The 26,075-nt window shown below is 74.4% G+C and carries 19 protein-coding genes and 1 pseudogene; 13 read left to right on the top strand and 7 right to left on the bottom strand.

Going from position 1 to position 26,075, the window contains the following annotated elements:
• The first annotated feature begins 7 nt into the window (after positions 1 to 7).
• The 3 genes from ACIQVI_RS28170 to ACIQVI_RS28160 all read left to right on the top strand — a co-directional run bounded on the left by ACIQVI_RS28170 (position 8) and on the right by ACIQVI_RS28160 (position 6,079).
• A complete protein-coding gene (locus tag ACIQVI_RS28170; protein ID WP_403600812.1) occupies positions 8 to 2,683 on the top strand; it encodes an SUKH-4 family immunity protein in 2,676 nt (891 codons plus the stop codon).
• 126 nt (positions 2,684 to 2,809) lie between these two features.
• A complete protein-coding gene (locus ACIQVI_RS28165) occupies positions 2,810 to 3,712 on the top strand; it encodes a cellulose-binding protein (RefSeq protein ID WP_403600809.1) in 903 nt (300 codons plus the stop codon).
• A gap of 84 nt (positions 3,713 to 3,796) precedes the next feature.
• Positions 3,797 to 6,079, top strand: a complete 2,283-nt coding sequence (locus tag ACIQVI_RS28160) for an FG-GAP repeat domain-containing protein (RefSeq protein WP_403600806.1) — start codon at positions 3,797 to 3,799, stop codon at positions 6,077 to 6,079.
• A 9-nt stretch (positions 6,080 to 6,088) separates the two neighbouring features.
• On the opposite strand, the pseudogene ACIQVI_RS28155 reads toward ACIQVI_RS28160, so the two are convergent.
• The 3 genes and pseudogenes from ACIQVI_RS28155 to ACIQVI_RS28145 all read right to left on the bottom strand — a co-directional run.
• Positions 6,089 to 6,208: pseudogene (locus tag ACIQVI_RS28155) on the bottom strand (ATP-binding protein); the annotation flags it as partial.
• 6 nt (positions 6,209 to 6,214) lie between these two features.
• Entirely contained in the window at positions 6,215 to 6,943 is a 729-nt protein-coding gene (locus ACIQVI_RS28150; protein WP_403600803.1) for an SMI1/KNR4 family protein, read from the bottom strand.
• Between the two features lie 52 nt (positions 6,944 to 6,995).
• A complete protein-coding gene (locus ACIQVI_RS28145; RefSeq protein WP_403600800.1) occupies positions 6,996 to 8,603 on the bottom strand; it encodes an MFS transporter in 1,608 nt (535 codons plus the stop codon).
• A gap of 196 nt (positions 8,604 to 8,799) precedes the next feature.
• Here ACIQVI_RS28145 and ACIQVI_RS28140 point away from each other — a divergent pair, with 196 nt between their 5' ends.
• Positions 8,800 to 9,588, top strand: coding sequence for an ABC transporter ATP-binding protein (locus tag ACIQVI_RS28140; RefSeq protein WP_403600797.1), 789 nt, complete (start codon positions 8,800 to 8,802; stop codon positions 9,586 to 9,588).
• Positions 9,585 to 12,158, top strand: a complete 2,574-nt coding sequence (locus tag ACIQVI_RS28135) for an ABC transporter permease (protein WP_403600794.1) — start codon at positions 9,585 to 9,587, stop codon at positions 12,156 to 12,158. The genes ACIQVI_RS28140 and ACIQVI_RS28135 overlap by 4 nt, the downstream gene beginning before the upstream one ends.
• Before the next feature lie 59 nt (positions 12,159 to 12,217).
• On the opposite strand, the gene ACIQVI_RS28130 is transcribed toward ACIQVI_RS28135, so the two are convergent.
• Positions 12,218 to 12,592: a type II toxin-antitoxin system VapC family toxin gene (locus tag ACIQVI_RS28130; RefSeq protein ID WP_351970370.1), complete on the bottom strand. Its 375-nt coding sequence runs from the start codon at positions 12,590 to 12,592 to the stop codon at positions 12,218 to 12,220.
• The gene (locus ACIQVI_RS28125) at positions 12,589 to 12,867 is read right to left on the bottom strand and encodes a type II toxin-antitoxin system prevent-host-death family antitoxin (protein ID WP_351970369.1); all 279 of its coding nucleotides are present in this window, start codon (positions 12,865 to 12,867) and stop codon (positions 12,589 to 12,591) included. Before ACIQVI_RS28125 ends, ACIQVI_RS28130 begins: the two co-directional genes overlap by 4 nt.
• 241 nt (positions 12,868 to 13,108) lie before the next feature.
• Here ACIQVI_RS28125 and mfd point away from each other — a divergent pair, with 241 nt between their 5' ends.
• Positions 13,109 to 16,642 carry a transcription-repair coupling factor gene (gene mfd / locus ACIQVI_RS28120; RefSeq protein WP_351970368.1) on the top strand — a complete coding sequence of 1,178 codons (3,534 nt, stop codon included), beginning with the start codon at positions 13,109 to 13,111 and terminating at the stop codon, positions 16,640 to 16,642.
• A 28-nt stretch (positions 16,643 to 16,670) separates the two neighbouring features.
• On the opposite strand, the gene ACIQVI_RS28115 is transcribed toward mfd, so the two are convergent.
• Complete coding sequence (locus ACIQVI_RS28115) at positions 16,671 to 17,255, bottom strand: TetR/AcrR family transcriptional regulator (RefSeq protein WP_403600789.1); 585 nt, start codon at positions 17,253 to 17,255, stop codon at positions 16,671 to 16,673.
• Positions 17,256 to 17,427: 172 nt separating this feature from the next.
• On the opposite strand from ACIQVI_RS28115, the gene ACIQVI_RS28110 reads away from it, so the two are divergent.
• The 3 genes from ACIQVI_RS28110 (at position 17,428) to ACIQVI_RS28100 (ending at position 19,824) form a co-directional block, all read left to right on the top strand.
• A complete protein-coding gene (locus tag ACIQVI_RS28110; protein WP_403601228.1) occupies positions 17,428 to 18,279 on the top strand; it encodes a hypothetical protein in 852 nt (283 codons plus the stop codon).
• A 47-nt stretch (positions 18,280 to 18,326) separates the two neighbouring features.
• Positions 18,327 to 18,995, top strand: a complete 669-nt coding sequence (locus ACIQVI_RS28105) for an HNH endonuclease family protein (RefSeq protein ID WP_351974120.1) — start codon at positions 18,327 to 18,329, stop codon at positions 18,993 to 18,995.
• An 82-nt stretch (positions 18,996 to 19,077) separates the two neighbouring features.
• Positions 19,078 to 19,824 carry an N-acetyltransferase gene (locus ACIQVI_RS28100; RefSeq protein ID WP_403600786.1) on the top strand — a complete coding sequence of 249 codons (747 nt, stop codon included), beginning with the start codon at positions 19,078 to 19,080 and terminating at the stop codon, positions 19,822 to 19,824.
• Positions 19,825 to 19,929: 105 nt separating this feature from the next.
• On the opposite strand, the gene ACIQVI_RS28095 is transcribed toward ACIQVI_RS28100, so the two are convergent.
• Positions 19,930 to 20,673 carry a hypothetical protein gene (locus tag ACIQVI_RS28095; RefSeq protein ID WP_403600783.1) on the bottom strand — a complete coding sequence of 248 codons (744 nt, stop codon included), beginning with the start codon at positions 20,671 to 20,673 and terminating at the stop codon, positions 19,930 to 19,932.
• A gap of 248 nt (positions 20,674 to 20,921) precedes the next feature.
• On the opposite strand from ACIQVI_RS28095, the gene ACIQVI_RS28090 reads away from it, so the two are divergent.
• From ACIQVI_RS28090 to ACIQVI_RS28075, 4 genes are all read left to right on the top strand, one after another.
• The gene (locus ACIQVI_RS28090; protein ID WP_403600780.1) at positions 20,922 to 23,081 is read left to right on the top strand and encodes an N-6 DNA methylase; all 2,160 of its coding nucleotides are present in this window, start codon (positions 20,922 to 20,924) and stop codon (positions 23,079 to 23,081) included.
• A 115-nt stretch (positions 23,082 to 23,196) separates the two neighbouring features.
• Entirely contained in the window at positions 23,197 to 23,832 is a 636-nt protein-coding gene (locus tag ACIQVI_RS28085) for a hypothetical protein (RefSeq protein WP_403600776.1), read from the top strand.
• Positions 23,829 to 25,430, top strand: coding sequence for a serine/threonine-protein kinase (locus tag ACIQVI_RS28080; protein ID WP_351969638.1), 1,602 nt, complete (start codon positions 23,829 to 23,831; stop codon positions 25,428 to 25,430). Before ACIQVI_RS28085 ends, ACIQVI_RS28080 begins: the two co-directional genes overlap by 4 nt.
• Before the next feature lie 172 nt (positions 25,431 to 25,602).
• Positions 25,603 to 25,983 carry a hypothetical protein gene (locus tag ACIQVI_RS28075; RefSeq protein WP_351969637.1) on the top strand — a complete coding sequence of 127 codons (381 nt, stop codon included), beginning with the start codon at positions 25,603 to 25,605 and terminating at the stop codon, positions 25,981 to 25,983.
• The last annotated feature ends 92 nt before the right edge of the window (positions 25,984 to 26,075 follow it).

The raw sequence follows: 26,075 nt of genomic DNA, 5'->3' as shown, positions 1-26,075 counted from the left end.
GCTGGCTGTGGTGACGTTCGCGCAGGCGCAGGAGCGCGCCGAGGAGTGGATCAACGGCGATCTGCCGGGCTATCAGCACCGCGAGGTGCGGGTGCGGGAGTTCGAGCTGGGGTTCGTGGTGTGGGCGGAGGACCGCGCGGGCGGTCCGACGTCGGACGGCGGGCGCCAGCGGCTCGTGATCGCGCGGGACAGCGGTGAGGCGACGCTGTGGCCGGGGCTGCCGGTGGGCGAGGTGATCCGGCGGTACGAGGAGGAGTACGGGTCCGCCGACGAGGTGCCGGCGCAGGCGGCGGTGCCGGCGGCCCGGATCGATCTGAACCAGACGTCGTTCCTGCTGACGCCGCCGGAGTGGTTGCAGGACGCGGCGGACAAGGTCGGGCTGCCGAGGGAGGAGTCGCACGCCTCGCAGGAGAGCGCGAGCGCGGCGGGTCCGGTGGACGACGTGTCGGACGTGGTGGACAGGCCGGTGCCGTCGGCGTCGTCGGCGTCCTCCACTTCTTCCGGGGTGCCGGTGTCGTCGTCCGGGGGCGGGTCGTCGGCCGGGTCCGGGTCGTCATCCGGGTCGTGGTCCTCGTCCGGATCCACGTCTACGTCCGCGTCCGAGCCCGTGTCCGAGTCCGCGTCCGAGTCCGCGTCCGTGTCCGTGTCCTCCACGGGCTCCGGGCCGGAGGCGTCCGAGGCGTCCTCGGTGTCCGACGAGGTTTCCGGAACGGCTTCCGGAACGGCGGACGCCCCGGTGACGGACGCGGCCCCGGTGTCCGACGCGGCTTCCGGCCCGGTGGCGCCGGTTTCCGGGACCCCGGCTCAGGGGACCCCCGCGTCCGGGACCGCGACCGGCACCGGCACAGCCTCCGACGACGCCTACGAGCCGACCGCGATGGACGGCGTCCCCGCGGCCGCGCCCGTGGGCGGCCCGTGGGTGGACGCGAACGCGAGTTCCGGCGGTGCGGACGGGGCGGTGCCGCTGCCCGCGACCGTCTTCGCGCCGCCGCTGTCGGGGACGGACGACGAGGACGCCCCGCCGCCGGTGGTGGGCGCCGACGCGCCGACCGCCCTGATGAAGGGCGGCAGCGCACTGCCGCCGACCGCCGTGGCGCCCCGGCTCGACCCGGCCGCCCCGCCCCCGCCGGGCGTCACCCCGGCGACCCCGCCGGCCCCGCCCGGTCCGGCCGCCCCGCCGCTTCCGCCGCCGGGGCCCTCGGGTGCCGGGGACATCGCGGACGCCGCGACGAGCAAGGCCACGCCGCCGCCGAAGAGCGGGCGGGGCCCGGTCGGCCCGCCGCCCCCGCCGGGTGTCCCGGGCGTGCCGGGCGCGTCGTCGGGCGGCAACGCGTACATCCCGACGCAGCTGGTGTCGCAGCTCGGGCCCGACGGGCCCCAGCCGCCCCAGCCGCCCGCGCAGCCGGGTCCGCCCGGTCCGCCGCCCGCCCCGCCGGGTCCGGTCACGCCGCCGCAGCCCGTGCACTACGCGGCGACGATGCTGGCGCAGCCCGGTCCGGCCGGTCCGGGGGTTCCTCCGCCGCCCCCGCCGCCGCCGGGCGTGCCCGGTACGCCTCCGGGTGGTGTCGCGCACGCGGCGACGATGCTGGCGCACCCGGGTCCCGGGCCCGGCGGTCCGGCCGGTCCGCCGCCCCCGCCCGCCCCGGCGCCGCCGGTGCACGGCGGGCACACGCCGCCGCCCGCGTACGGGTATCCGCAGCAGCCGACAGGTCAGCCGACGGTCGGTCCCGGCTACCAGGCGGTACTGCGCTACCGGGCGCCCGACGGTTCCGAGGCGCAGATCATCCGGCGTTCGGCGCCCGGCACCCCGCATCCGGAGTGGCAGATCCTGCACGAGCTGCGCGCGATGAACGTGCCGCCGCAGCAGGTGCTCGAACTGCACACGGAGCTGGAGTCCTGCGAGCTGCCGGGCGGTTACTGCGCGCGGATGATCCGGGAGACGTGGCCGCAGGCACGGATCACCAGCATCGCCCCGTACGGTCGCGACCACGCGGGCCGGCAGCAGGGGATGCGGCAACTGCTCACCCATCAGGGCGAGTTGCACCAGGTCGCGGACGGTCCGGCGCGGCCCGCCCCGGTGCGGGCGCCGCTGCCGCCGATGCAGCCGGCGCCGCCGGTCCCGCCGGAGGCGATCGCGCAGGAGCTGGCCGGGGCGTTCGGTCCGGGGATCCTGCGCTTCGACCAGCGGGCGGTGTCGCGGCAGGGCGTGCCGGAGCTGGTGGCGCGCACGCTGGTGTGGGCGGGGCTCCCGGCGGACTTCGGTCCGTTCTTCTGGGCGCAGCCGGCGGTGCCGGTGGTGCCGACGCTCGCGGAGCTGGCGGCGCAGCGGCAGGTCCCGGCGGCGCCGGACGCGAGCTCGTACCTGGTGCTCGGTTCGGACTTCGGGCGGGCGATCTGCGTCCAGTACGGGACCGCGCACATCGTGGCGGTGCCGGTGGAGGCCGGTCCGGGCGGGCAGTCGGTGCCGCCGCAGTTCGTGAACACCGGGCTGCCGGAGTTCACGCGCTCGCTGGCGCTGCTGGGCCGGATGTGGCGGCTGCGGTTCGGGCTGAACCCGGAGCAGGCGGGCCGCTGGACGGTGGACTTCCAGGCGCAGCTGGCGATGCTGGACCCGGCGGCGCTGTCGTCGCCGGAGAACTGGTGGTCGGTGCTCCTGGAGCAGATGTGGGACGGTCTGCTCTGACCGTGCCCGGTCCACGGCCGGACGGAATGTGACGAAAGGCGCTCGACGTGTGTACACGTTGGGCGTCTTTTGTCCGTTCTGATGGAGCATCCTGGACGTTCGGGCCACAGGGAAGGGACGCCAGGGATGAGTTTCGCTGTCGGGCGGGGACGGAGCTACCGCCCCGAACAGGTCGACCGCTTCCTCGCCGCGCTCTCCGCCGAACGCGACGACGCCCGGGAACGGGCGGTGCTGCTGACCGGCCTGGTGACGGAGCGGGAGAAGGAGCTCGCGGGGCTCCGCGAGCTCGTCGAGGGGCTGCCGCCGCAGCGGTACGAGTCGCTGGGCGAGCGGGCGCGGAAGATCCTGGAGTTCGCGGAGGCGGAGGACGAGGCGCTGGTGCGCGCCGCCGAGGCCGACGCGCAGGCCCTCGCCGAGGCGGCCGGGGCGGCGGCCCGGGGGGCGGCGGAGTCGGCGGCGGCGTACGCGGAGGGCGTCCGCGCGGCGGCGGAGGCGAAGGCCCGCGCGACCCTGGAGGCGGCCCGGGGCCGGGCCGGGGAGCTGACGGCGGAGGCGGACCGCGCGGCGGAGGAGCTGCGGGCGGCGGCCCGGGAGGTCTTCGAGGAGACCGAGCGGCGCGCGGCGGAGCTCCTGGCGGAGCGGGCCGCCGAGCAGGAGGCGGCGCGCGAGGAGGCCGAGCGCGAGGAGCGGTCCCGCACGGACGAGCAGGACGCGCTCCACGAGGACCTGTTCGACCGCGCGGAGGCCCGTCTCGCGGAGGCCCGCCGGTCCCTGGCGGAGACCGGTGAGCGGGCCCGGCACGACCAGGCGGAGGCGGAGGCGAAGGCGGCGGAACTCCTCACCCGGGCCCGCCTCGACGCCGAACGCGTCCAGCGCGCGACGGACCGGATCCTGCGGGAGCACGAGGAGGCCCGGGACGAGATCCACTCCCACATGGAACACATCCGCGACTCGCTGGCGGCGCTGACGGGCCGGGCGGGGACGACGGACGAGGACGGGGCCGGGGCAGAGCCCGGGACCGAGGGGTAGGCGGGGCCCTTCCGCCTCCCCCCGAAGGCCGGTGGCCGTCTGACGTCGGATAACCTCCCCTCTCCCAGGGGAGGGAACATCCACGTGAACCACGCACACCCGCGCGCGCGCCGTCTCGCGGCCGTCGCCGTCACCGTCGTACTCGCCGCCACCGGCGGGGCGCTCACCGCGCTCCCGGCCACGGCCGCACCCGCGCCCGCCGCGACGCGGGAAGACCAGCAGGCCCCCGTGTCGTTCCCGCGCAACGCCGACGTCGTCGGCGCGGGCCCGAGCGGCTTCCTGTCGAAGACCCGCGGCGCCACGCCGGAGTTCCGCTGGACCTGGTACGCGGACGGCTCGTCCGTCGTGCTGCCGGGGGCCACCGACGCCGCCGCCGGCGGCGCGGACCTCGTCGTCACCGTCGACCGGTCCGCCCCGGTCGCCGGCCGGGTGGTCCGGGCCTACGACCTGGCGAAGCCCACGGCCGCCCCGGTTCCCCGGGAGGTGGACCTCGACGCCCTCGGCGACGGCTTCTTCTTCGAGGGTGTCGCCGGTGCCACCATGCTCCTCGGGCAGTACGTGGCCGGCGGCCCGCAGAAGCAGTACGCCGTCACCCTCGACGGCAACCCGCCGAAGGCCCGCGCGGTGGCCGGAGGCGCCGGAATCGACTGCTCCGACGGCCGCGAGGGCTGGACCGACACCGCCTCCGCGCTCTACGAGTGCAGCCTCGACGCGACCGGGACGACCGTCAAGGTCCTCGTCGACCTCGCCTCGGGCACCTCGAAGTGGTACCCCCAGTTCGACGGCCAGTGGGCCCGCGAGGGCGCCGTCTCCGGCACCCACGTCGCCTGGCGCGAGGCCCGGATGTCCGGCAGCCGGGCCGTCCACGGGATCGTCGCCTTCGCGCGCGACAGCACCACCGAGCGGTGGATCCCGTCGGACGACGACCTGAGCGACCCGCTGTACCTGGTCGGCGGCTGGGTGGCGTCCGGCAGCAAGGCCCGCATCGATTCGTCCACCTCGGCGCCCGGCCTGCCCCGTCCGACGGTGCGGCCGTTCACGGCCCAGTCCGTCGCGACCGGAGAGAAGGTCCAGCTCCTCACCGCCTTCTCGTCCGCCGTCGCGGGCCCCGACGGCAGCCTCCTCGTGCGCGGCGGCACCCCCGAGCACGGCGAGGGCCTCTACCGGGTCTCGCCGCGCTCCGACGGCGGCCGTCCGGACGTCGCACTCGTCGCGTCCACCGGGCAGTCGACCGTCCTGGCCGTCACCCGTTCCACCACCCCGACGACCCTGACCGGCGAGCAGGCCGCGCGCGGCTTCGACTTCGGCTGGGACCTGTCCCGGGCGGACGCCGACGTGTGGCTGACCCTGACCCACGTCGGCAGCGGCGGGACGATCAGCACCCGCCTGTACGCCCAGAACCCCGTCGCCCCGGGCCTGCCGGGCCACCTCACCTGGCACTGGGACGGCAAGGACCTGGAGGCCGCCGACTGGGACGCCCCGGCGCGCAACGGCACGTACGAGTGGCAGCTCACCGCCCGCCCCGACGAGGGCATCGGCCCCGACGCCGTCTCCACCGGCCGGTTCACCGTGACCCGGCCGGCGGCCCCGCACGACTTCGACGACGACGGCACGGCCGACCTCCTCGTCCGGGACACCGGCGGAGTGCTGTGGCGCTTCGGCACCCGCCCCGCCGCTCCCGGCGGCTCCCTCGCGGACACCGGGGGCTCGCGCGTCGGAGGCGGCTGGGGAGCCTACGACCGGCTGGAGACCGTCGGCGACGTCGCGGGCTCGACCGCGCCCGACGTGATCGCCCGGGAGAAGAGCGGCGTCCTCTGGCTCTACCGGGGCACGGGCGACCGGAACAAGCCGCTCGCGGCCCGCACGAGGATCGGGTCCGGCTGGCAGACGTACACCGAGCTCGCGGGTGGCAGCGACCTGACCGGCGACGGACGCGCGGACCTCGTCGCCACGGACAAGGCGGGCGCCCTGTGGCTCTACAAGGGCACGGGCTCGGCCACCGCCCCCTTCGCGGCGCGGAAGCAGATCGGCCACGGCTGGGGCACCTACAACCAGCTGGCGGCCACCGGCAACCTCGCCGGCGGTCCGGCCGGGGACCTCGTCGCCCGTGACAAGGACGGCGTCCTCTGGCTGTACCTCGGCAAGGGCGACGGCACCTTCGCCGCCCGTACCAAGGTGGGCGGCGGATGGGGCGGGTTCACCGGGCTCACGGCCGTCGGCGACGCCAACGGCGACGGACGGGCCGACCTGGTCGCCTCGAACGGCGCCGAGACCTTCTACGCCGGTACGGGCGGCTGGTCGGCACCCTTCAAGCGCGGCACCGCCGTGTCCCTCACCCAGGAGACGACCTACAACACCGTCTTCTAGACGGCCCGTTCAGGGGAGGACGCACTCCGCCCACACCGTCTTCCCCGGCGCGCCGACCCTGGGGTACCAGCCCCAGCGGTCCGCGAGCCGCTCCACGAGCAGCAGCCCCCGGCCCCCGTCCGCGAGGCCGGGACGTCACTCGTGGCCGGAGCGGCGGCCGAGGGCTTCGGTCCACACGTCGCCGCCGTCGGCCCAGGTCCGGAGCCAGTGGCGCAGTGACGGCGACGCGTGGCGCAGGCCGTCGTGGGGGTCCTCGTCCCGGGCGGGCTCCCAGCCGTCGGCGTCGTAGAGGAGCACCGGGTTGTCGGCCGCGGTCAACGAGAGGTGCCACTCCATCGTGCAGCCGCCGTACGCGAGGTGGAGCCACGACGCGGGCACGCCCCGCGTCCGGTTCCGTTCGTGGAGGTCGACCGCGCACGGCCAGTCGCGGAGGTGCCCGGGGGGACGGTTGCCCCCGGTCAGGGAGGCGAGTCCGCTGTCGGGGCCGAAGCCGCCGTCGGCGACCTCGGTGTACACGCGCCGCAGCAGTGCGGGCAGCGGGTGTCCGATGCGGCGCTCCGCCTTCTCGACCTCGGCCGGGGTGACCGGCGGGAACAGCGGCCCACGGGGAGCGTCGGCGTAGTAGGCGGCCACCTCCTCGGCTCCCGCCTTGAGCTGGACCGTTCCGTCGCCGCCGTACGACACGATGTCGTCGCGGTCCTGGTCCAGCCGCCCGTCGCCGTACCGCTCGGTCAGCCACGCGACGGGGACGTCCGCCGCGTCGAAGCGCCGGCCCGGGTCCCACGCGCAGGCCCGCAGCCTCTCGATCAGCGCGTCGTCGTCCCCCTCCCCGGTCTCGGGCGCGTCGTACGGGGGGTGGGTCATGGGCCGGAATCCTACTGCCGGGCCGTCCCCCCCATGCCGGAGCCGTACGGGGTCAGTCCCCGTCCCCCGCTCCCTCCCGCAGCACCGGGAAGCGGCGGGGCGCCAGGGTGAGCAGGACCAGGAGGGCCAGGGCCGCCGCTCCCGCCGCGCCCACGAAGACGTAGTCCACCGCCGCGTCGACCGCGCGGCGCAGGAGGTCCGTCGTGGCGGGCGGGAGGGAGTCGGGGGAGTCCAGGGCGCGGGCCAGGGCGTCCAGGTCGCCGCCGTCGCCGAGGCGGGCGGCGAGGACGCCGTTGGCGACGGCGCCGAAGACGGCCGCGCCGACGCTCTGGCCGACCTGGCGGCAGAAGAGGACGGACGCGGTGGTCGTGCCCCGTTCCTCGTACGGGACAGTCGACTGCACGCCGACGATCAGGGGCAGTTGGAAGAGGCCGAGGGCCGCGCCGAGGAGCAGCATCAGGAGCGCGGGCTGCCAGGGCTCCCCGGGGAACGGCAGCAGCGGGAAGGCGAGCAGGACGAGCAGCGCGCCGGAGATCCCGAGGATCGCGGTGCGGCGGAAGCCGATGCGGGTGTAGACCCGGTTCGAGAGCGCCGCGCTGACGGGCCAGCTCAGGGTCATCGCCGACAGGACGAACCCGGCCGCGATCGGCCCGAGTCCGAGGACGGCTTGGGCGTACGTGGGGAGGAAGACCGTCGGGGCGACCATGAGCAGGCCGAGGGCCCCGAGCGCGAGGTTGACGGCGGCGATCGTACGGCGGCGCCAGACCCACCCGGGGATGATCGGCTCGGCCGCGCGCCGCTCGACGGCGACCGTCACGGCGCCGAGGACGGCCGCTCCGCCCAGGAGTCCGAGGGAGGGTGCCGAGAGCCAGGGCCAGGCGACGCCGCCCTGGACGAGGGCGGTGAGCAGCAGGACGCCGGTGGCGAAGACGCAGAGCGCGCCGGCCCAGTCGATCCGTACGCGCGCGCGTGGCTCCGTTTTCCGGGCCCCCGCCCGTACGCCCGCGCGTGGCTCCGTTTTCCCGGCCCCCGCCCGTACGCCCGCGCGGTCCCGTTCCGGCTCCACCAAGTACCGGCAGATCAGCCACAGCGCCACCAGGCCGACCGGCAGGTTGATCAGGAAGATCCAGCGCCAGTCGGCGTAGCCCGCGAGGAGGCCGCCGGCTGCCGGGCCCGCGACCGAGGAGGCGGCCCAGACGGAGGAGAGCTTCGCCTGGATCTTCGGGCGCTCCTTCAGCGGGTACAGGTCGGCGGCGATCGTCTGGACCGTGCCCTGGAGCGCGCCGCCGCCCAGGCCCTGGACGACCCGGAAGGCGATGAGGGACGCCATGTTCCAGGCGGCCGCGCACAGCAGGGAGCCGAGCAGGAAGAGGACGACCCCGGCGATCAGGACCGGCTTGCGGCCGAAGGTGTCGCTGAGCTTCCCGTACACCGGCAGGGTGACGGTGACGGCGAGCAGGTAGCCGGAGAACAGCCAGGAGAAGACGGCGAGTCCGCCGAGGTCGCCGACGATCTGAGGGACGGCCGTGGACACGATCGTGCCGTCGAGCGCGGCGAGGCCCATCCCCAGCATGAGCGCGGCGACGACGGGTCCCCGGCGCGCCGGTGCGGGGGCGGGGGCCGGGCCGGTCCCGGTCCGTGTCGTCGACGGATCGGTCACCGTACGCCCTTCCTTTCTTCGTACACCTAAATTCCCGGGGACAGCGTGCCACTCGGACCACGGGTGGAGGAACCCCTAGGGGCTCCTCCCTCATAGGGCCCAGGGGCCGTTCGTACCGGCGGAGGAGGTGAAGTCCCCGCGCCGCTCCTTAACTTGAACTTACAAACCACCACTGTTCCGACCCGAGGAGAAAACCGTGACTTCGGCTGTGACCATCCCCAGGCACGGGGGTACTGGAGGGGCTACGGCCGTCGCCGCGAGGGCGCGCCAGGTCGTCAAGGCGTACGGCTCCGGGGAGACCCGGGTCGTCGCGCTCGACGCCGTCGACGTGGACATCGCCCGCGGCCGGTTCACCGCGATCATGGGGCCCTCGGGCTCCGGCAAGTCCACCCTGATGCACTGCCTCGCCGGGCTCGACACCGTCACCAGCGGGCAGATCTTCCTGGACGAGACCGAGATCACCGGCCTCAAGGACAAGAAGCTCACCCAGCTGCGCCGGGACCGGATCGGCTTCATCTTCCAGGCGTTCAACCTGCTGCCGACCCTGAGCGCCATCGAGAACATCACGCTCCCGATGGACATCGCGGGCCGCAAGCCGGACGCCGACTGGCTGCGCCGGGTCGTCGACACCGTCGGCCTGTCGGAGCGGCTCAAGCACCGGCCGAACGAGCTCTCCGGCGGTCAGCAGCAGCGCGTGGCCGTGGCCCGCGCGCTCGCCGCCCGCCCCGAGATCATCTTCGGCGACGAGCCGACCGGAAACCTCGACTCGCGGGCCGGCGCCGAGGTCCTCGGCTTCCTGCGCACCTCGGTGGACGAACTGGGCCAGACCATCGTCATGGTCACCCACGACCCGGTCGCCGCCTCCTACGCCGACCGCGTCCTCTACCTCGCCGACGGGAAGATCGTGGACGAGATGGAGCGGCCCACCGCCGAGGCCGTCCTCGACCGCATGAAGGACTTCGACGCGCGCGGGCGGACGTCATGAGCGTCCTCAAGACCTCCCTGCGCAACTTCCTCGCGCACAAGGGGCGGATGGCGCTCTCCGCCGTCGCCGTCCTGCTCTCCGTCGCGTTCGTCTCCGGGACCCTGGTCTTCACGGACACGATGAACACGACGTTCGACAAGCTCTTCGCCACCACCTCCTCCGACGTCACCGTCAGCCCCAAGGGCGCGGCGACGGACGACGACGTCCCGCAGACCGGCCGGCCCGAGACCTTCCCCGCCGTGCTCCTGGAGAAGGTCGCGAAGGCCGAGGGCGCCCGGAACGTCCAGGGCGCGGTCGTCTCCCTGAGCGTCACCGTCGTCGACGCGAAGAACAAGAACCTCGGCTCCACCGGCGGCGCCCCGACGATCGCCGTCAACTGGAGCCCGAACGAGCTGCGTTCGGTGGAGATCGCCTCCGGCCACGAGCCGCGCGGCCCCACCGACGTCGTCGTGGACGGCGCCACCGCCGAGAAGCACGGCCTGAAGCTCGGCGACGAACTGCGGACCATCTCCGTCAACGGCGACTTCACCGCGAAGATCTCCGGCATCGTCGACTTCAAGGTCACCAACCCCGGCGCCACCCTCGTCTACTTCGACACCGCCACCGCCCAGCGCGAACTGCTCGGCAAGGAGGGCCTCTTCACCCAGATCACGGCCGACGCCGCGCCCGGCGTGAGCGACGAGACCCTCAAGGCGAACGTCGCCGCCGTCCTCGGCGACGGCTACAAGCTCCAGACGGCCGCCGAGGCCGCCGACGCGGGCCGCGAGGACATCGCCGGATTCCTCGACGTCATGAAGTACGCCATGCTCGGCTTCGCCGGGATCGCCTTCCTCGTCGGCATCTTCCTCATCGTCAACACCTTCTCCATGCTGGTCGCCCAGCGCACCCGCGAGATCGGCCTCATGCGGGCCATCGGATCGAGCCGCAGGCAGGTCAACCGCTCCGTCCTGATCGAGGCGCTGCTCCTCGGCCTGGTCGGCTCGGCCGCCGGCGTCGCGGCGGGCGTCGGCCTCGCCGTCGGCCTGATGAAGCTGATGTCCGCCGTGGGCATGGAGCTCTCCACCGGCGACCTCACCGTGAAGTGGACGACCCCGGTCGTCGGCGTCGTCCTCGGCGTCGTCGTCACCGTCCTCGCCGCCTACGTCCCGGCCCGCCGGGCGGGCCGGATCTCCCCGATGGCCGCCCTGCGCGACGCGGGCACCCCCGCCGACGGCAGGGCAGGCCGGGTCCGGGGCGGGATCGGCCTCGCCCTCACCGCCGCCGGAGCGGCCGCCCTCGTGGCCGCCGCCCGCGCCGAGGAGGCCGCCCCCGGCTCCGGCTGGCTCGGCCTCGGCGTCGTCCTCTCCCTGCTCGGCTTCGTCGTCGTCGGCCCGCTCCTCGCGGGCGGGGTCGTCCGCGCCCTCGGCGTCGTCGTCCTGCGGGTCTTCGGGCCCGTCGGCCGGATGGCCGAGCGCAACGCCCTGCGCAACCCGCGCCGCACCGGCGCCACCGGCGCCGCCCTCATGATCGGCCTGGCGCTCGTCGCCTGCCTGTCGGTGGTCGGCTCCTCCATGGTGGCCTCCGCCACCGAGGAGCTGGACCGCTCCGTCGGCGCCGACTTCATCGTCCAGTCCGGCACCGGGCAGCCGATCGTGCCGCAGGCGCAGGCCGCCCTGGAGAAGGCCCCCGGCATCGACCACGTCACCGAGTACAAGTGGCTCGACGTCACCGTCACCGACCCGCGCGGCAAGAAGGCCGAGCAGGGCCTGGCCGCCGCCGACCCGACGTACGCGCAGGACCTGCGCCGGGAGACCACCGCCGGGCGGCTCGCGGACGCCTACGGGCCGGACGCCATGTCCGTCGGCAGCGACTACGCCACCGCGCACGGCGTGAAGGTCGGCGACGTGCTGACCGTCGCCTTCAAGGGCGGGAAGCCGGCGAAGCTGAGGGTCGCGGCGATCACCTCCGACCAGGCGAACGTCGACAAGGGGGCGATGTACACCAACGTCACCACCGCCGCCCGCTACCTGCCCGCCGACCGGATGCCGCACAGCCTGCTGCTCCTCGCCGGCGCGAAGGACGGCCAGGAGACGCAGGCGTACCAGGCGCTCAAGGACGCGCTCGCGCCCTACCCGCAGTACAAGGTCAGCAACCAGGCCGACTACAAGAAGGAGCTCCAGGACCAGGTCGGGCAGCTGCTCAACATCGTGTACGGGCTCCTCGCCCTGGCGATCGTCGTCGCGGTCCTCGGCGTCGTGAACACCCTGGCCCTGTCGGTGGTCGAGCGGACCCGGGAGATCGGCCTCATGCGGGCCATCGGCCTCTCCCGCCGCCAGCTGCGCCGCATGATCCGCCTGGAGTCGGTGGTCATCGCCCTCTTCGGCGCGCTCCTCGGCCTCGGCCTGGGCATGGGCTGGGGCACCGCCGCCCAGAAGATCCTGGCCCTGGAGGGCCTGGGCGTCCTGGAGATCCCCTGGCCGACGATCCTCACCGTCTTCGTCGCCTCGGCCTTCGTGGGCCTCTTCGCGGCCCTGATCCCGGCGTTCCGGGCGGGGCGGATGAACGTCCTGAACGCGATCGCGAGCGAGTAGCGGTCGTACGGAGGGAAACGTACGGCCCCGGTACGCGCGTACCGGGGCCGTACGGCTGCTCAGACGGTGAGCACGGGCACGTCGTAGCGGGGGATGTGCTTGTCCCGGGTGACGAGGGTGAGCCCCTCGGTCTGCGCCTGGGCGATCAGTATCCGGTCGAAGGGGTCGCGGTGGTGGGCGGGGAGCCGTCCGGCGCGGATGCCGTGTTCGGCGGTGATCGGGAGCGGCTTGAGCTGGCAGTCGCGGGCCAGTTCCGGCAGTTCGGCCGGTCCGTCGAGCTTGCCGAGGGCCTGCTTGACGGAGAGCTCCCACGGGGTGACGGCGCTGACGTACGCGTGCTCCTCCGTGTCGAGCAGGTCCTTGACGTCGTCGGAGAGCTGCGGGGAGTCGAGCAGCCACCAGATGACGACGTGCGTGTCGACCAGCAGCTTCACTCCGTGGTGCCTTCCGGGCCGAGTCCGAAGGCCTCGGCGAAGCCGGGGTCGTCGGACATGTCGTCGAAGTCGTCGTGGAGGACGACCGGCGCGGTGAGGGATCCCCGGGCGGTGCGCCGGACCTTCCCCCGGAGCGGGATCACCTTCGCGACCGGTTCTCCGGACTTGCTGATGATCACCTCCTCGCCGGTCGCGACCGCCTCCAGGATCTTGGAGAAGTGGGTCTTCGCCTCGTGGACGTTGTACTGCCGGGTGTACTGCCGGGCTGCTTCCATCGCGGCCTCTCACAGCTAGGTGGAGCAAAGGTGGACTAAGTGCTGGACTAATCTTAGTCGTACAAGCCGCAGGCGAGCCAGCCGCCTCACTCTCCCGAGTGGCCGGGTTCCTTCGGGCGGGTGACAGTGGCACGTCGTAGGCTGGGGACGCCCGGGCCGAACGCGTCCGGGATCACCCGGCCCGTGCGACGTGCCGGGCCGTTCGCGTTGTCCGCCCTCCAGTTCCGGGATGGAAAGACCCATGAGCCTGCACGGTCTGCTCGACGCCGTCGTCAAGGACGCCGCCCTCACCGAGGCGGTGAAGGCCGCAGCCGACGGGAACCGGCCGCACGTGGACCTGGTCGGCCCCGCCGCCGCGCGCCCGTTCGCCCTGGCCGCGCTCGCCCGGGACTCGGGGCGGCCGGTGCTCGCGGTGACCGCGACCGGCCGGGAGGCCGAGGACCTGGCCGCCGCGCTGCGCTCGCTCCTCGACCCCGACACGGTCGCCGAGTACCCCTCCTGGGAGACCCTGCCGCACGAGCGCCTCTCGCCCCGCTCCGACACCGTCGGCCGCCGCCTCGCCGTGCTGCGCCGCCTCGCGCACCCGAGGGACGACGACCCGGCGGCCGGGCCGGTCAGCGTGGTCGTCGCGCCCATCCGCTCGGTCCTCCAGCCGCAGGTCAAGGGCCTGGGCGATCTGGAGCCGGTGGCGCTGCGGTCCGGGCAGACGGCCGATCTGAACGAGGTCGTGGCGGGCCTGGCGGCCGCCGCGTACTCCCGGGTGGAGCTGGTCGAGAAGCGCGGCGAGTTCGCCGTGCGCGGCGGCATCCTGGACGTCTTCCCGCCCACCGAGGAGCACCCGCTCCGGATCGAGTTCTGGGGCGACGACGTCGAGGAGATCCGCTACTTCAAGGTGGCCGACCAGCGGTCCCTGGAGGTCGCCGAACACGGCCTGTGGGCGCCGCCCTGCCGCGAGCTGCTCCTCACCGACTCCGTACGGGAGCGGGCGGCGGCCCTCGCCGAGGAGCACCCGGAGCTGGGCGAGCTCCTGAACAAGATCGCGGAGGGGATCGCGGTCGAGGGCATGGAGTCCCTCGCGCCGGTCCTCGTCGACGACATGGAGCTGCTCCTCGACGTGCTGCCGAAGGGCTCCATGGCCGTGGTCTGCGACCCCGAGCGGGTCCGGACCCGGGCGGCCGACCTGGTCGCCACCAGCCAGGAGTTCCTCCAGGCGTCCTGGGCGGCGACGGCCGGCGGCGGCGAGGCCCCGATCGACGTCGGCGCGGCCTCCCTGTGGGGCATCGCGGACGTCCGCGACCGGGCCCGCGAGCTCGGGATGCCCTGGTGGTCGGTGTCGCCGTTCGCGGCGGACGCGGCCGACGCCGACGGCGACGTCCTCGCCCTCGGGATGCGCGCCCCCGAGTCGTACCGGGGCGACACCGCACGCGCGCTCGCCGACACCAAGGGCTGGCTGGCCGACGGCTGGCGCACGGTCTACGTGACCGAGGCCCACGGCCCCGCCTCCCGCACGGTCGAGGTCCTCGGCGGCGAGGGCATCGCCGCCCGCCTCGACTCCGACCTCACCGAGATCGCGCCCTCGGTCGTCCACGTGGCCTGCGGCTCCATCGACCACGGCTTCGTCGACCCCGGCCTGAAGCTGGCCGTCCTCACCGAGACCGACCTGTCCGGGCAGAAGGCGGCCGGCAAGGACGGGCAGCGGATGCCCGCCAAGCGGCGCAAGACCATCGACCCGCTGACCCTGGAGGTCGGCGACTACATCGTGCACGAGCAGCACGGCGTCGGCCGGTACGTCGAGATGGTCCAGCGGACCGTGCAGGGCGCCACCCGCGAGTACCTCCTCGTGGAGTACGCGCCCGCGAAGCGCGGCCAGCCCGGCGACCGGCTCTACATCCCGACCGACCAGCTGGAGCAGGTCACCAAGTACGTGGGCGGCGAGGCGCCGACCCTGCACCGGCTCGGCGGCGCGGACTGGACGAAGACGAAGGCGCGCGCCAAGAAGGCCGTCAAGGAGATCGCCGCCGACCTGATCAAGCTGTACTCGGCGCGGATGGCGGCCCCCGGCCACGCCTTCGCCCCCGACACCCCCTGGCAGCGCGAGCTGGAGGACGCCTTCCCGTACGCGGAGACGCCCGACCAGCTGTCCACCATCGCCGAGGTGAAGGAGGACATGGAGAAGACCGTCCCCATGGACCGCCTGATCTGCGGCGACGTCGGCTACGGCAAGACGGAGATCGCGGTGCGGGCGGCCTTCAAGGCCGTCCAGGACGGCAAGCAGGTCGCGGTCCTCGTCCCGACGACCCTGCTCGTGCAGCAGCACTTCGGGACCTTCTCCGAGCGGTACTCGCAGTTCCCGGTGAAGGTGCGGGCCCTGTCCCGCTTCCAGTCCGAGACCGAGTCGAAGGCGACCCTGGAGGGGCTGCGGGACGGCTCGGTGGACATCGTCATCGGCACCCACCGCCTCTTCTCCTCCGAGACGAAGTTCAAGGACCTGGGCCTCGTCATCGTGGACGAGGAGCAGCGCTTCGGCGTCGAGCACAAGGAGCAGCTGAAGAAGCTCCGGGCCAACGTCGACGTGCTCACCATGTCGGCCACCCCCATCCCCCGTACGCTCGAAATGGCGGTCACCGGCATCCGCGAGATGTCCACGATCACCACCCCGCCGGAGGAGCGCCACCCGGTCCTCACCTTCGTCGGGCCGTACGAGGAGAAGCAGATCGGCGCCGCGATCCGGCGCGAACTCCTGCGCGAGGGCCAGGTCTTCTACATCCACAACCGGGTCGACTCCATCGACCGGGCGGCGGCGCGGCTGCGCGAGATCGTGCCCGAGGCGCGGATCGCGACCGCGCACGGCCAGATGAGCGAGGGCGCCCTCGAACAGGTCGTGGTCGACTTCTGGGAGAAGAAGTTCGACGTGCTCGTCTCCACGACGATCGTGGAGTCCGGCATCGACATCTCCAACGCCAACACCCTCATCGTGGAGCGCGGCGACAACTTCGGGTTGTCGCAGCTCCACCAGCTGCGCGGCCGGGTCGGCCGAGGCCGCGACCGGGGCTACGCGTACTTCCTGTACCCCCCGGAGAAGCCGCTGACGGAGACCGCGCACGAGCGGCTCGCGACGATCGCCCAGCACACCGAGATGGGCGCGGGCATGTACGTGGCCATGAAGGACCTGGAGATCCGGGGCGCGGGCAACCTGCTCGGCGGCGAGCAGTCGGGCCACATCGCGGGCGTCGGCTTCGACCTGTACGTGCGGATGGTCGGCGAGGCGGTCGCGGACTACCGGGCGTCGCTCGACGGCGGGGCGGAGGAGGAGCCGCCCCTGGAGGTCAAGATCGAGCTGCCGGTCGACGCGCACGTGCCGCACGACTACGCGCCGGGGGAGCGGCTGCGCCTCCAGGCCTACCGGGCCATCGCCTCGGCGAACTCGGAGGAGGACATCAGGGCCGTGCGGGAGGAGCTCACCGACCGCTACGGCAAGCTGCCCGAGCCGGTCGAGAACCTGCTCCTGGTGGCGGGCCTGCGGATGCTGGCCCGCGCCTGCGGGGTCGGCGAGATCGTCCTCCAGGGCCCGAACGTCCGCTTCGCGCCGGTGGAACTGCGCGAGTCCCAGGAGCTGCGCCTCAAGCGCCTCCACCCGCGCACGGTGATCAAGCCGGCCGTCCACCAGATCCTGGTCCCGCGCCCGACGACGGGCAAGATCGGCGGCAAGCCGGTGGTGGGCCGCGAACTGCTGGCGTGGACGGGGGAGTTCCTGACGACGATCCTGGGGTCGTGAGGGACGGGGCGGTCCTCCGGGGCCGCCCCTACTCCCGCCGCGTGAAGAGCAGGCCGGTGAGCGAGCGGAAGTACTCCTCCGGGGTCCGGTCGCCCAGCGCGTCCGTCACGTTGTGGGTGAGGAGCAGCGTCGCGAAGCCGTGGGCGAGCGACCAGGCCGCGATGCCGGCCTCGCGCGCGTCGGGGACGTCGTCCAGGCCCGCGACGCCCGCGCGGAGTTCGGCGGAGGCGCGCTCCTTCGCGGCGAGCAGGTCCGGGTCGTCGGCGCGCAGCAGGTCCGGCTGGAACATGACCTGGAAGTGGGCGGGGTGCTCCACCGCGAACCGCACGTACCGCACGCCCCGTTCGCGCAGTGCGGGCGTGCCGGCCAGGGCCCCGGCGAGGAGGTCGTAGCCCTCGGCGGCGACGGCGGTCAGGAGCCCGGTGCGGTCCTTGAAGTGGTGGGCGGGCGCGGCGTGCGAGACGCCCGCGCGGCGGGCGAGGTCCCGCAGGCTCAGCGCGCCGGGGCCCTCGGCGGCGATGACGTCGAGGGCGGCGGCGAGGACGGCCTCCCGCAGGCCGCCGTGGTGGTACGTGCTCCGGCCCGTGTTCTTGTGCGTCTTCCCGGTCGTCATGGCGGCAGCCTATCCCTCATCTAGTCATTGACAAGTTCACGGGACCGGGCGCAATCTTGTCAATGACAAGACGATGTGCCGTTCGCACGTGAGGGAGAACGCCGTGGAAGCCGCGCGAGCCGTGCAGTCCGTGGAGGTCGGGGAACTCGTCGAATCCGGGCGCGTACGCCGGATGTGGCACCTGCTCGAACCCCTGCACGCCCTGCTCTACTACGCCCCCGAGGCCTTCGAGGAGGCCGCCGCCCTCGGATACGGCACCGGCGAGCGCTGGCCCTCCTACTTCGCCTGGCGCGCCGCGCCCCTCGGCGCGGCCGGGCCGCTGCGGGTGGCCTCCGCCTTCTACAGCTTCAGCCCCGCCGCGGTCGCCCGGTACGTCCCCGCGGCCTGGGCGACCGCCGAACCCGCCGACGTGCTCGCCGCCCGGCTCCGGGCCGTCGACCGCGCCTACCGGGCCGTCCTCGGGGAGGACGCGGTCGCGGGCCCCGACCCCGACCCCGGTCTCGCCGAGGCCGCCGCCCTCGCCCGCCGGGCGGCGGAGGCCGCCTCGTGCGCCGGCCGGCCGCTAGCCGCCGCCAACGCCGAACTGCCCTGGCCCGACAGCCCGCACCTCGTCCTCTGGCAGGCCGCGACGGTCCTGCGCGAGCACCGGGGCGACGGGCACCTCGCCGCGCTCCTGGCCGCCGGGCTCGACCCGGTCGAGGCGCTCGTCTCCTTCGCGGCGGTCGGCGCCGCGCCCGAGCCCGTCTTCGCGAGCCGGGGCTGGTCCGCCGCCGAGTGGTCCGCCGCCCGGGACCGGCTCGCCGCCCGGGGGCTCGTGGACGCGGACGGCGCGGCCACCGGGGCCGGGCGGGACCTGCGGGCCGGGATCGAGCGGCGTACGGACGAACTGGCCGCCGCCCCCTGGGCCGCCCTCGGGCCGGGGGAGGCCGACCGGCTCGCCGACCTCCTCGGTGGCCCCTGGCTCGCCGTGATCGGCTCGGGTCTGCTGCCCGCCGAGAACACCCTCGGCATCGGCAAGGTGTGACACACCGGTACGAAGCGGTTCTTGCCGTCCGTCCTAGGATCTGAAGGGTGCTGACGTATCGAAGGACCCTCGCCGCCTCGGCCCTCGCGGTCGTCGCCCTCATAACCTCCGCCTGCTCCCCCTGGACCGGCGGCGGAGCCGGACCCTCGCCCTCGCCCGGGACCGCCCTCGCCGCCGTGGACGCCCTCACCGTCAAGGGCCGCGCCCCGAAGACGGGGTACGACCGGGACGCGTTCGGGCGCGGCTGGATCGACGTCGACCGCAACGGCTGCGGCACCCGCGACGACATCCTCAAGCGGGACCTGACCGGGGTCCGGTACACGGACGGCCGCTGCAAGGTCGCCTCCGGCACCCTCACCGACGACCCGTACACCGGCACCACCGTCCCCTACGTCCGGGGCCGCAGCAAGGTCGACATCGACCACGTCGTGGCGCTCTCCGACGCCTGGCAGAAGGGGGCGCAGCAGTGGAACGCGGAGACCCGGCGCCGCTTCGCCAACGACCCGCTCAACCTCCTCGCCGTCGACGCCGCCACCAACCGCCGCAAGTCCGACGGCGACGCCGCGACCTGGCTGCCGCCGAACAGCGCGTACCGCTGCACGTACGTGGCCCGGCAGGTCGCGGTGAAGAAGAAGTACGGGGTGTGGGTGACGGAGGGGGAGCGGGACGCGATGAAGCGGGTCCTGCGCGAGTGCCCGCAGCAGAAGCTCCCGTAGGAGAGCGGTCCGACGGGAAGGCCTGCGGGGAACCGGAGGAAAAACGATTGGCCACTGCCGGAACGATCTTTAGTCTGCGGCCATGGACCTGAACATATCGACCCTCGCCGAGCGCCCCGAACTGGAAGGGCCGATGTGGGACATGCGCCACCTCTGGCCCGAGTTCATGATGCACGACCCGGTGGGCTGGGCGAGCATGGGCCAGATCGTGCGGCAGCTCCCGGAGTACGTGCTCGTCGCCACCGACGCCGACGGGAAGTTCGTCGCGCGCGGGTTCAGCGTCCCCTTCCGGCTCGACCTGGACGGTCGCCGCGCGCTGCCCGACCGGGGCTGGGACGAGGTGCTGCTCTGGGCCTTCTCCGACCTGAAGCAGGGCCGGGAGCCCGACACGGTCAGCGCGATCGAGATCACGGTCGACAAGGACTTTCTGGGGAAGGGCGTCTCGCGCCGGATGCTCACCGCCCTGCGGCAGAACGCGGCCGCGCGCGGCTTCTCCGAGCTGGTCGCCCCGGTCCGCCCCAACGGCAAGCACCTGGAGGCCGGTTCCGGCATCCACGAGTACGCCTTCCGGACCCGCGCGTCCGACGGCCTGCCGCACGACCCGTGGCTCCGCGTCCACGTGCGCGCGGGCGGCACGATCGAGGCGGTGGCCCCGGCGTCGATGACGGTCCCCGGCTCCGTCGAGCAGTGGCGGAAGTGGACCGGCCTCCCCTTCGACACGGACGGCCCGGTCGAGGTCGAGGGCGCACTCGTCCCGGTCCACTGCGAGGCCTCACGCGGCTACGCGGTCTACGTCGAACCGAACGTGTGGGTCAGGCACCGCGTCTGACGCACCCGCACCACCACGCGCACGCGTGAGGGGGGCCGCTCCCCGGCGACGGCCCCCCTCACGCGTCCCCCTCGGCCCCCCGGGCCGGGCACGCCCCCCTCGGGCTCAGTCCAGGTCCGCGATGTCCTTCGCCGCCGGGGCCTTCGCCGCGACCGGCTTGCCGTACTGGGTGAAGGTGATCGTCTCCGGCTCGGTGCCCTTCGTGACGATGCGCAGGACGTACGGCGTGCCCTCGGTGGCCACGTAGACCGTGCTCGTCCCGCCGTCGCCGTCCGGCTCCGTCAGGGTGAGCGCCTTCCGGCCGCCGACGGTGGTCTCCCCGCCCCGCACGATGCCGCTCGCGCCCTGCTCGAAGCCGCCGAGGAGCGTCTTCGCGTCGCACATCTCCATGGCGTCCTTCGCCTCGGGCTCGGAGGCCGCCATCTCGACCCAGCGGCCCTTGAGGGTCTTGAGCATGGCCTCCCGGACCTCCGGGGACTCGCCCTTCGCCTGCTCGTTCAGGGACGCCTCGTCGAAGCGCATGTACACGTTCTTCCGGTCGACCCGGAGCAGCTCGGTCGTGGCGGCCGTGCCCGTGGTCAGCGTGCCCGCGCACTTCCCGGTGCTGTCGAAGGAGACGTAGGCCCTCGTCCGCTCGCCCTCGGACGTCGTGTCGACGTCCACGGTCAGGGACTTCGCCGCCGCCGTCGCCGCGAACGCCTTGTCGACGATCTCCGACCCGGTGAGACCCGCGAAGGGCCCCGCCGGCTTCGCGTCCTCCGAGGACGGCCCGCAGGCGGTGGCGCCGGCCGCGACGGCGGCGCACAGGAGGGCGGTGACGGCGAAGGAGGTGCGGGTGTGGGCGCGCATGGCGGTTCGTCTCCGGAAGAAGTGTGTACGGGGCGGGACCCGAAGGGCTGCGGCGCGTCGTACGACACGGGTGTGCCCTTCCGGACGATGGAGATGTCTGGCGTGGTGGGTCAATCACAGCAAAGTTTGTGAACCGAGTCAACACGGTTCACGCGAAATGGGTCGGCTCACGTTGTGAAGTGAGGGAGCGTCGCGTTGTCAGTAGGATGGGGGTCACACGAGAGACAGCAGCGGTTCGGCCAGGGGAGATGGGTCAGTTGCCGGAGAACGCAGCGGACGCGGGAGCACCGGAACCGGACGCCCCCGGAGCAGCCACCCCCGAGAGAGCCGTCCCCGAAGCGGCCGCCCCCGCCGAGGTCACCGCCGCCGGGATCGCCCGGCTCGCCGGGGTCGGCCGGGCCGCCGTCAGCAACTGGCGCCGCCGCCACGCCGACTTCCCCAAGCCCGTCGGCGGCACGGAGACCAGCCCGTCCTTCGCCCTCGCCGACGTCGAGGAGTGGCTCCGCGTCCAGGGCAAACTGGCCGAGGTCCCGCTCCGGGAGCGCGTCTGGCAGCAGGTCGCGGGCCACCCGGCCGGCGCCGTCACCGCCCTCGTCCACGCGGGCTGCGCCCTCCTCCTCGTACGGGACAGGTCGGCGGCCTGGCCCTCGCTCGCCGCGCTCCCGGACGAGCGGCTCGGGGACGTGCTGCCGGTCGCCCTGGAGGAGACGCTGACCGAGCGCCTCGGCCCCGGGCGGGCCGTCCTCACCCCCACCTCGGGCGCGCTCGCCGTCTCCCTGCCCCTGCTGCGCGGCGCCGCCGAACTCGCGGCCGACACCGGCGCCCGCCAGGCCTTCGAGTTCCTGCTCGGCCGCCACCTCGACGCCAACCCGCGCCAGTACACGCTCACCCCGCCCGGCCCCGCCGCCCTCATGGCCGCGCTCGCGGCCCCCGCGCCCGCCGGCGAGGGCGCCGCCCCGCTCACCGTCCTCGACCCGGCCTGTGGCACCGGCGGACTGCTCGGCGCGGTCGAGCGCCCCGGCGCCGTCTGCGGCCAGGACGCCGACCCCGACCTCGCCGCGCTCACCGCCCTGCGCCTGGCCCTCGCCGCCGACGCCGACATCCGGGTCAGGTCCGGCGACAGCCTGCGCGCCGACGCCTTCCCGGCGCTCGCGGCCGACGCCGTCCTGTGCCACCCGCCGTTCAACGAACGCAACTGGGGCCACGAGGAACTGGCCTACGACCCGCGCTGGGAGTACGGCTTCCCGGCCCGTACGGAATCCGAACTGGCCTGGGTGCAGCACGCCCTGGCCCGCCTCCGCCCCGGCGGCACCGCCGTCCTCCTCATGCCGCCCGCCGCCGCCTCCCGCCGCTCGGGCCGCCGCATCCGCGCCGACCTGCTCCGCCGGGGCGCCCTGCGCGCGGTCGTCGCCCTCCCGGCCGGCGCCGCGCCCCCGTACGGCGTCCCGCTCCACCTCTGGGTGCTGCGCAAGCCCGTCCCCGGCGGCCGGCCCGCCGCCGAACTCCTCCTCGTGGACACCGCGTCCGAGCACACCGGACCGGGCCGGGAGGGCCGCGACCGGCTCGACTGGCCGGCCGTCCACACCGCCGTACTGGACGCCTGGGCGCCCTTCGACCGGGACGGCACCCTCGCCGGGACCCCGGGCGCCAGCCGCTCCGTCCCCGTCATCGAGCTCCTCGACGACGACGTCGACCTCGCGCCCGCCCGGCACCTGCCGCCCCCGGCCGCCGCCGGGGGCGCGGCCCAGCTCGCCGGGGTGCGCGAGCGCCTGACGGAGACCCTGGACCGCGTCCGCGCACTGACCCCGCCCCCGGTCGCCGACCCGGCCGCCGCCGGAGCGGGCCGGCCCACCACGACCGTCGGCGAACTGGCCCGCGCCGGGGCCCTGGTGCTGCGCGCGGGCGGCACGGGCACGGCCCCCGCGACCGCCCCCGTCGCCGTCCTCACCGACCACGACGTCCTGGCCGCCCAGCCGCCCTCCGGCACGCTGCCCGACGGCCCGCCCGAGGAGCCGGTCCTGCTGGCCGCCGGGGACGTCGTCGTCCCGGTCCTCGGCGGCGGCGCGGCCGTCCGGGTCGTGGACGCCACCGCCGAGGGCGCCGCCCTCGGCCGCAACCTCCAGCTCCTGCGCCCCGACCCGGCGGCCCTCGACCCCTGGTTCCTGGCCGGTTTCCTGCGGGCCACCGCCAACACCCGGCAGGCCAGCAGCTACGCCTCCACCGCGACCCGCCTCGACGTCCGCCGCCTCCAGCTGCCGCGCCTGCCCCTGGCCGAACAGCGCCGCTTCGGCGAGCGGTTCCGCGCCCTCGCCGCCTTCGAGGAGTCCCTGCGCCGGGCCTCCCGCCTCGGCGACCGGCTCGTCCAGGGCCTGTACGACGGCCTGGCGGACGGTTCCGTGGCCCCCTGACGCCGCCTCCGCTCCTCATCTCTTCGACAACGGTTCCGGGTAACCCGGAACCGTTGTCCGTATGGGTGTATACGCTCGTCCCCGCACCCCGATCCGTCCGAGCAGGAGCAGCAGGATGTACGGCCCCACGCAGGTCCCGCAGGTTCCGAAGCCGCCGAGGAGTTCCCTCTCCGGTGGCCGGATCGCGCTGCTCGTCCTCTTCTGTCTCCTCGCGCTGCTCAGCTGCGGCTTCCTGTCCTGGGCGCCGCTGCTGCGCCTGGCGTGCGTCACCCGCAGGGCGCGGGACTGGGTGGTGTGCGGCCTGCTGTTCCTGGGCTCGGCCGGCCTGTTCGCGTACGCGGCGGCCACCGGCGACAAGGAGCCGACCACCGGGGAGTCCTTCGCCGCCGTCGGCGTGATGGTGGCCCTGGTGGCGGGCTCGGTCACGTACTACCTGTTCGGGGAGATCCGGCACGCGGAGCGCGCCCGCACCGCGCCCGCGTACGGCCCGGCGGCCTACACGTACGGCGGCGGCACCGCGGCGACCGTGCCGAGCACGGACCTGCGCCCGAACCCGTACGTCGGCCCCGTCACCCATGCGCCCGTCCCCCACACGCCCGCCCCGCACGCGCCCGTCGTCCCGGCCCCCGCCACCCCCGCGCCCCAGCCGCCCGGCCCCCGCATCGACCAGGTCCGCGCCGAGCTCGACGAGCTGAGCGACCTGCTGCGGAAGGAGACCGGGGAGCCCCGGGAAGGCGAAGGCGGCCGGTGAACGGGCGGATCGTCGGCGGGCGCTACGAGCTGGCCACCGTCGTCGGACAGGGCGGCATGGGCCAGGTCTGGACGGCGTACGACGGACGCCTCGACCGGCGGGTCGCGGTGAAGCTGCTGCGACCGGCCGGCATGAACGGGCAGGCCTCCTCCGCCGACGAACTGCGCCGCCGCTTCGTGCGGGAGTGCCGGGTCACCGCGCGCGTGACCCACCCCGGCCTGGTGACCGTGCACGACGCGGGCAGCGAGGGCGAGGACCTGTACCTCGTCATGCAGTACGTGGAGGGCGCGGACCTCGCCGACCACCTCGCCGAGCACGCCCCGTACCCGTGGGAGTGGGCGGTGTCCGTGGCCGCGCAGCTGTGCGCGGTGCTCGCCGCCGTGCACGCGGTGCCGATCGTGCACCGCGACCTCAAGCCGCGGAACGTGATGATCCGCCCGGACGGGACGCTGACCGTCCTCGACCTCGGCGTGGCCTCCGTCCTGGACACCGACACCACCCGGCTCACCCACACCGGCTCGCCCATCGGCAGCCCGGCGTACATGGCGCCGGAGCAGGCCATGGGCGGCGCCGTCGGCCCGGCCACCGACCTGTACGCGCTCGGCGTCCTGCTCCACGAACTCCTCAGCGGGGACGTGCCGTTCTCCGGCTCGACCGCGCTCGGCGTGCTGCACCGCCACCTGTACGACCCGCCCGTCCCGCTCCGGCGGCTGCGCCCCGAGGTCCCCGAGCCGCTGGAGGCGCTGGTCCTCCGGCTGCTCGCCAAGGATCCCCGGGACCGGCCGGCCGGCGCGCACGAGGTGTACGAGCACCTGCTGCCGCTGCTGCCCGCGCGCGGCGCCCCGGCGGGCCCGATGGACCCGACCCGGCCGTTCCTGCGCCCGCACGCGCCCTGGCCGGACCGCGCGCAGACGCCCGCGGGACCGACCCCGCCCGTCCCGACGCCCCCCGTCCCGATCCCGCCCGTGCCCACGCACGCCCCGACCCCGGTGCCGGGCCCCCGGGCCGACCCCCGGGTGTACGACCGGTCCGGGCCGTTCGCGCGGCCGGACGTGGCCGCCGCCGTGGACGAGGTCAAGCGGCTGCTCGCGGAGGGGTCCCTGACCCAGGCCGTGGACGTCCTCGGCGGGATCCTGCCCGCGGCCGAGGCCGAGCACGGGGAGCGCTCGCCGGTCGTCCGCATCCTGCGCAAGCAGTACGCGTCGACGCTGATGGACGACGGCCAGTACCGGCGCGCGCTGCCGGAGCTGCGGCGGCTCGCGGCGGACCGCCAGGCGGAGGCGGGCCCGGCGGACCCGCAGACGCTCCAGTTCCACTACGACGCGGCGCTGTGCCTGGAGCAGCTGGGGGAGACGGCGGCCGCGCTCGCGGAGTTCCGGGCGGTCCTGCCGTACTACGAGCGGGAGCCCGCGCGCGCCTTCGACATCCGGCAGCGGATCGGGCTGCTGCTCCTGGCGGCGGGCGAGCACGCGGCCGGCCGGGACCAGCTCCAGCGGCTGCTGTTCGACGCGGAGCGCGCGTACGGCCCGTACCACCCGCTTCCGGCGGAGTTGCGCAGGGCGCTGGACCACCAGCGGATGATGGGGCCGCGTCCCTGACGGGGCGACACCCGTGACGGGGCGGCTGTCCTGACGGGGTGGCTTCCCTGACGGGGCGACAGGATCACGACTCGGCAAATGATCGGGAAGTGGATCTTCGTGATCCTTTTTGCCGGTTTTAGCGCATGTAACGTTCGCGTCTGATCATGTCCATACCTTCAAGGAAACCCTCATGACGACGCCGCCCGCGCCCTCCGCTCCTGAGCAGCAGCCCGCCCCCGCGAAGAAGGGCTCCGCGATCCTCAAGAAGATCGGCGGGGTCGTCGTCGCGATCGCCGTCGCCATCGCGGTGAAGCTCGGCCTCCCGCACCTCACCGGCGACGCCCCGGTGCACGCCAAGGCCGGCGAGTGCGTCACGGTCACCGGCCCGGACGACGACCCGAAGGTCGACACCGTCGACTGCTCCTCCGGGAAGGCCGACCTCTTCAAGGTCATCAAGGTCAACGACAACACCTTCGACCTGAACAGCTGCGGCGAGGGCCAGGCGGCGCTCGCGCAGCAGCTGGACTCGGACAAGTTCGTCCTGTGCCTGGAAGAGGTCGCCGCGAAGTAAGCGCGCGCACCTCCCGAAAAGGGCCGGAACCCGTCACGGGTCCCGGCTCTTCTCCGTCCCCGCGGGGGGCGTCGTGGATCTCCCCGTTTCCC

The sequence above is a fragment of the Streptomyces sp. NPDC098101 genome (genome assembly GCF_044760185.1).
Classification (GTDB): domain Bacteria; phylum Actinomycetota; class Actinomycetes; order Streptomycetales; family Streptomycetaceae; genus Streptomyces.
The sequence above is the reverse complement of the archived record's forward strand: the minus strand, read 5'-3'. Positions and strand labels throughout refer to the sequence as shown.

Excerpts from the sequence above, each read along its gene's own strand:
- ACIQVI_RS28095 (WP_403600783.1), bottom strand. The coding sequence starts at position 20,673 with ATGCGCGCCCACACCCGCACCTCCTTCGCCGTCACCGCCCTCCTGTGC.
- ACIQVI_RS28100 (WP_403600786.1), top strand. The coding sequence starts at position 19,078 with ATGGACCTGAACATATCGACCCTCGCCGAGCGCCCCGAACTGGAAGGG.
- ACIQVI_RS28075 (WP_351969637.1), top strand. The coding sequence starts at position 25,603 with ATGACGACGCCGCCCGCGCCCTCCGCTCCTGAGCAGCAGCCCGCCCCC.
- ACIQVI_RS28085 (WP_403600776.1), top strand. The coding sequence starts at position 23,197 with ATGTACGGCCCCACGCAGGTCCCGCAGGTTCCGAAGCCGCCGAGGAGT.
- ACIQVI_RS28115 (WP_403600789.1), bottom strand. The coding sequence starts at position 17,255 with ATGACGACCGGGAAGACGCACAAGAACACGGGCCGGAGCACGTACCAC.
- ACIQVI_RS28165 (WP_403600809.1), top strand. The coding sequence starts at position 2,810 with ATGAGTTTCGCTGTCGGGCGGGGACGGAGCTACCGCCCCGAACAGGTC.
- ACIQVI_RS28090 (WP_403600780.1), top strand. The coding sequence starts at position 20,922 with ATGGGTCAGTTGCCGGAGAACGCAGCGGACGCGGGAGCACCGGAACCG.
- mfd (WP_351970368.1), top strand. The coding sequence starts at position 13,109 with ATGAGCCTGCACGGTCTGCTCGACGCCGTCGTCAAGGACGCCGCCCTC.
- ACIQVI_RS28125 (WP_351970369.1), bottom strand. The coding sequence starts at position 12,867 with ATGGAAGCAGCCCGGCAGTACACCCGGCAGTACAACGTCCACGAGGCG.
- ACIQVI_RS28110 (WP_403601228.1), top strand. The coding sequence starts at position 17,428 with ATGTGGCACCTGCTCGAACCCCTGCACGCCCTGCTCTACTACGCCCCC.
- ACIQVI_RS28150 (WP_403600803.1), bottom strand. The coding sequence starts at position 6,943 with ATGACCCACCCCCCGTACGACGCGCCCGAGACCGGGGAGGGGGACGAC.
- ACIQVI_RS28135 (WP_403600794.1), top strand. The coding sequence starts at position 9,585 with ATGAGCGTCCTCAAGACCTCCCTGCGCAACTTCCTCGCGCACAAGGGG.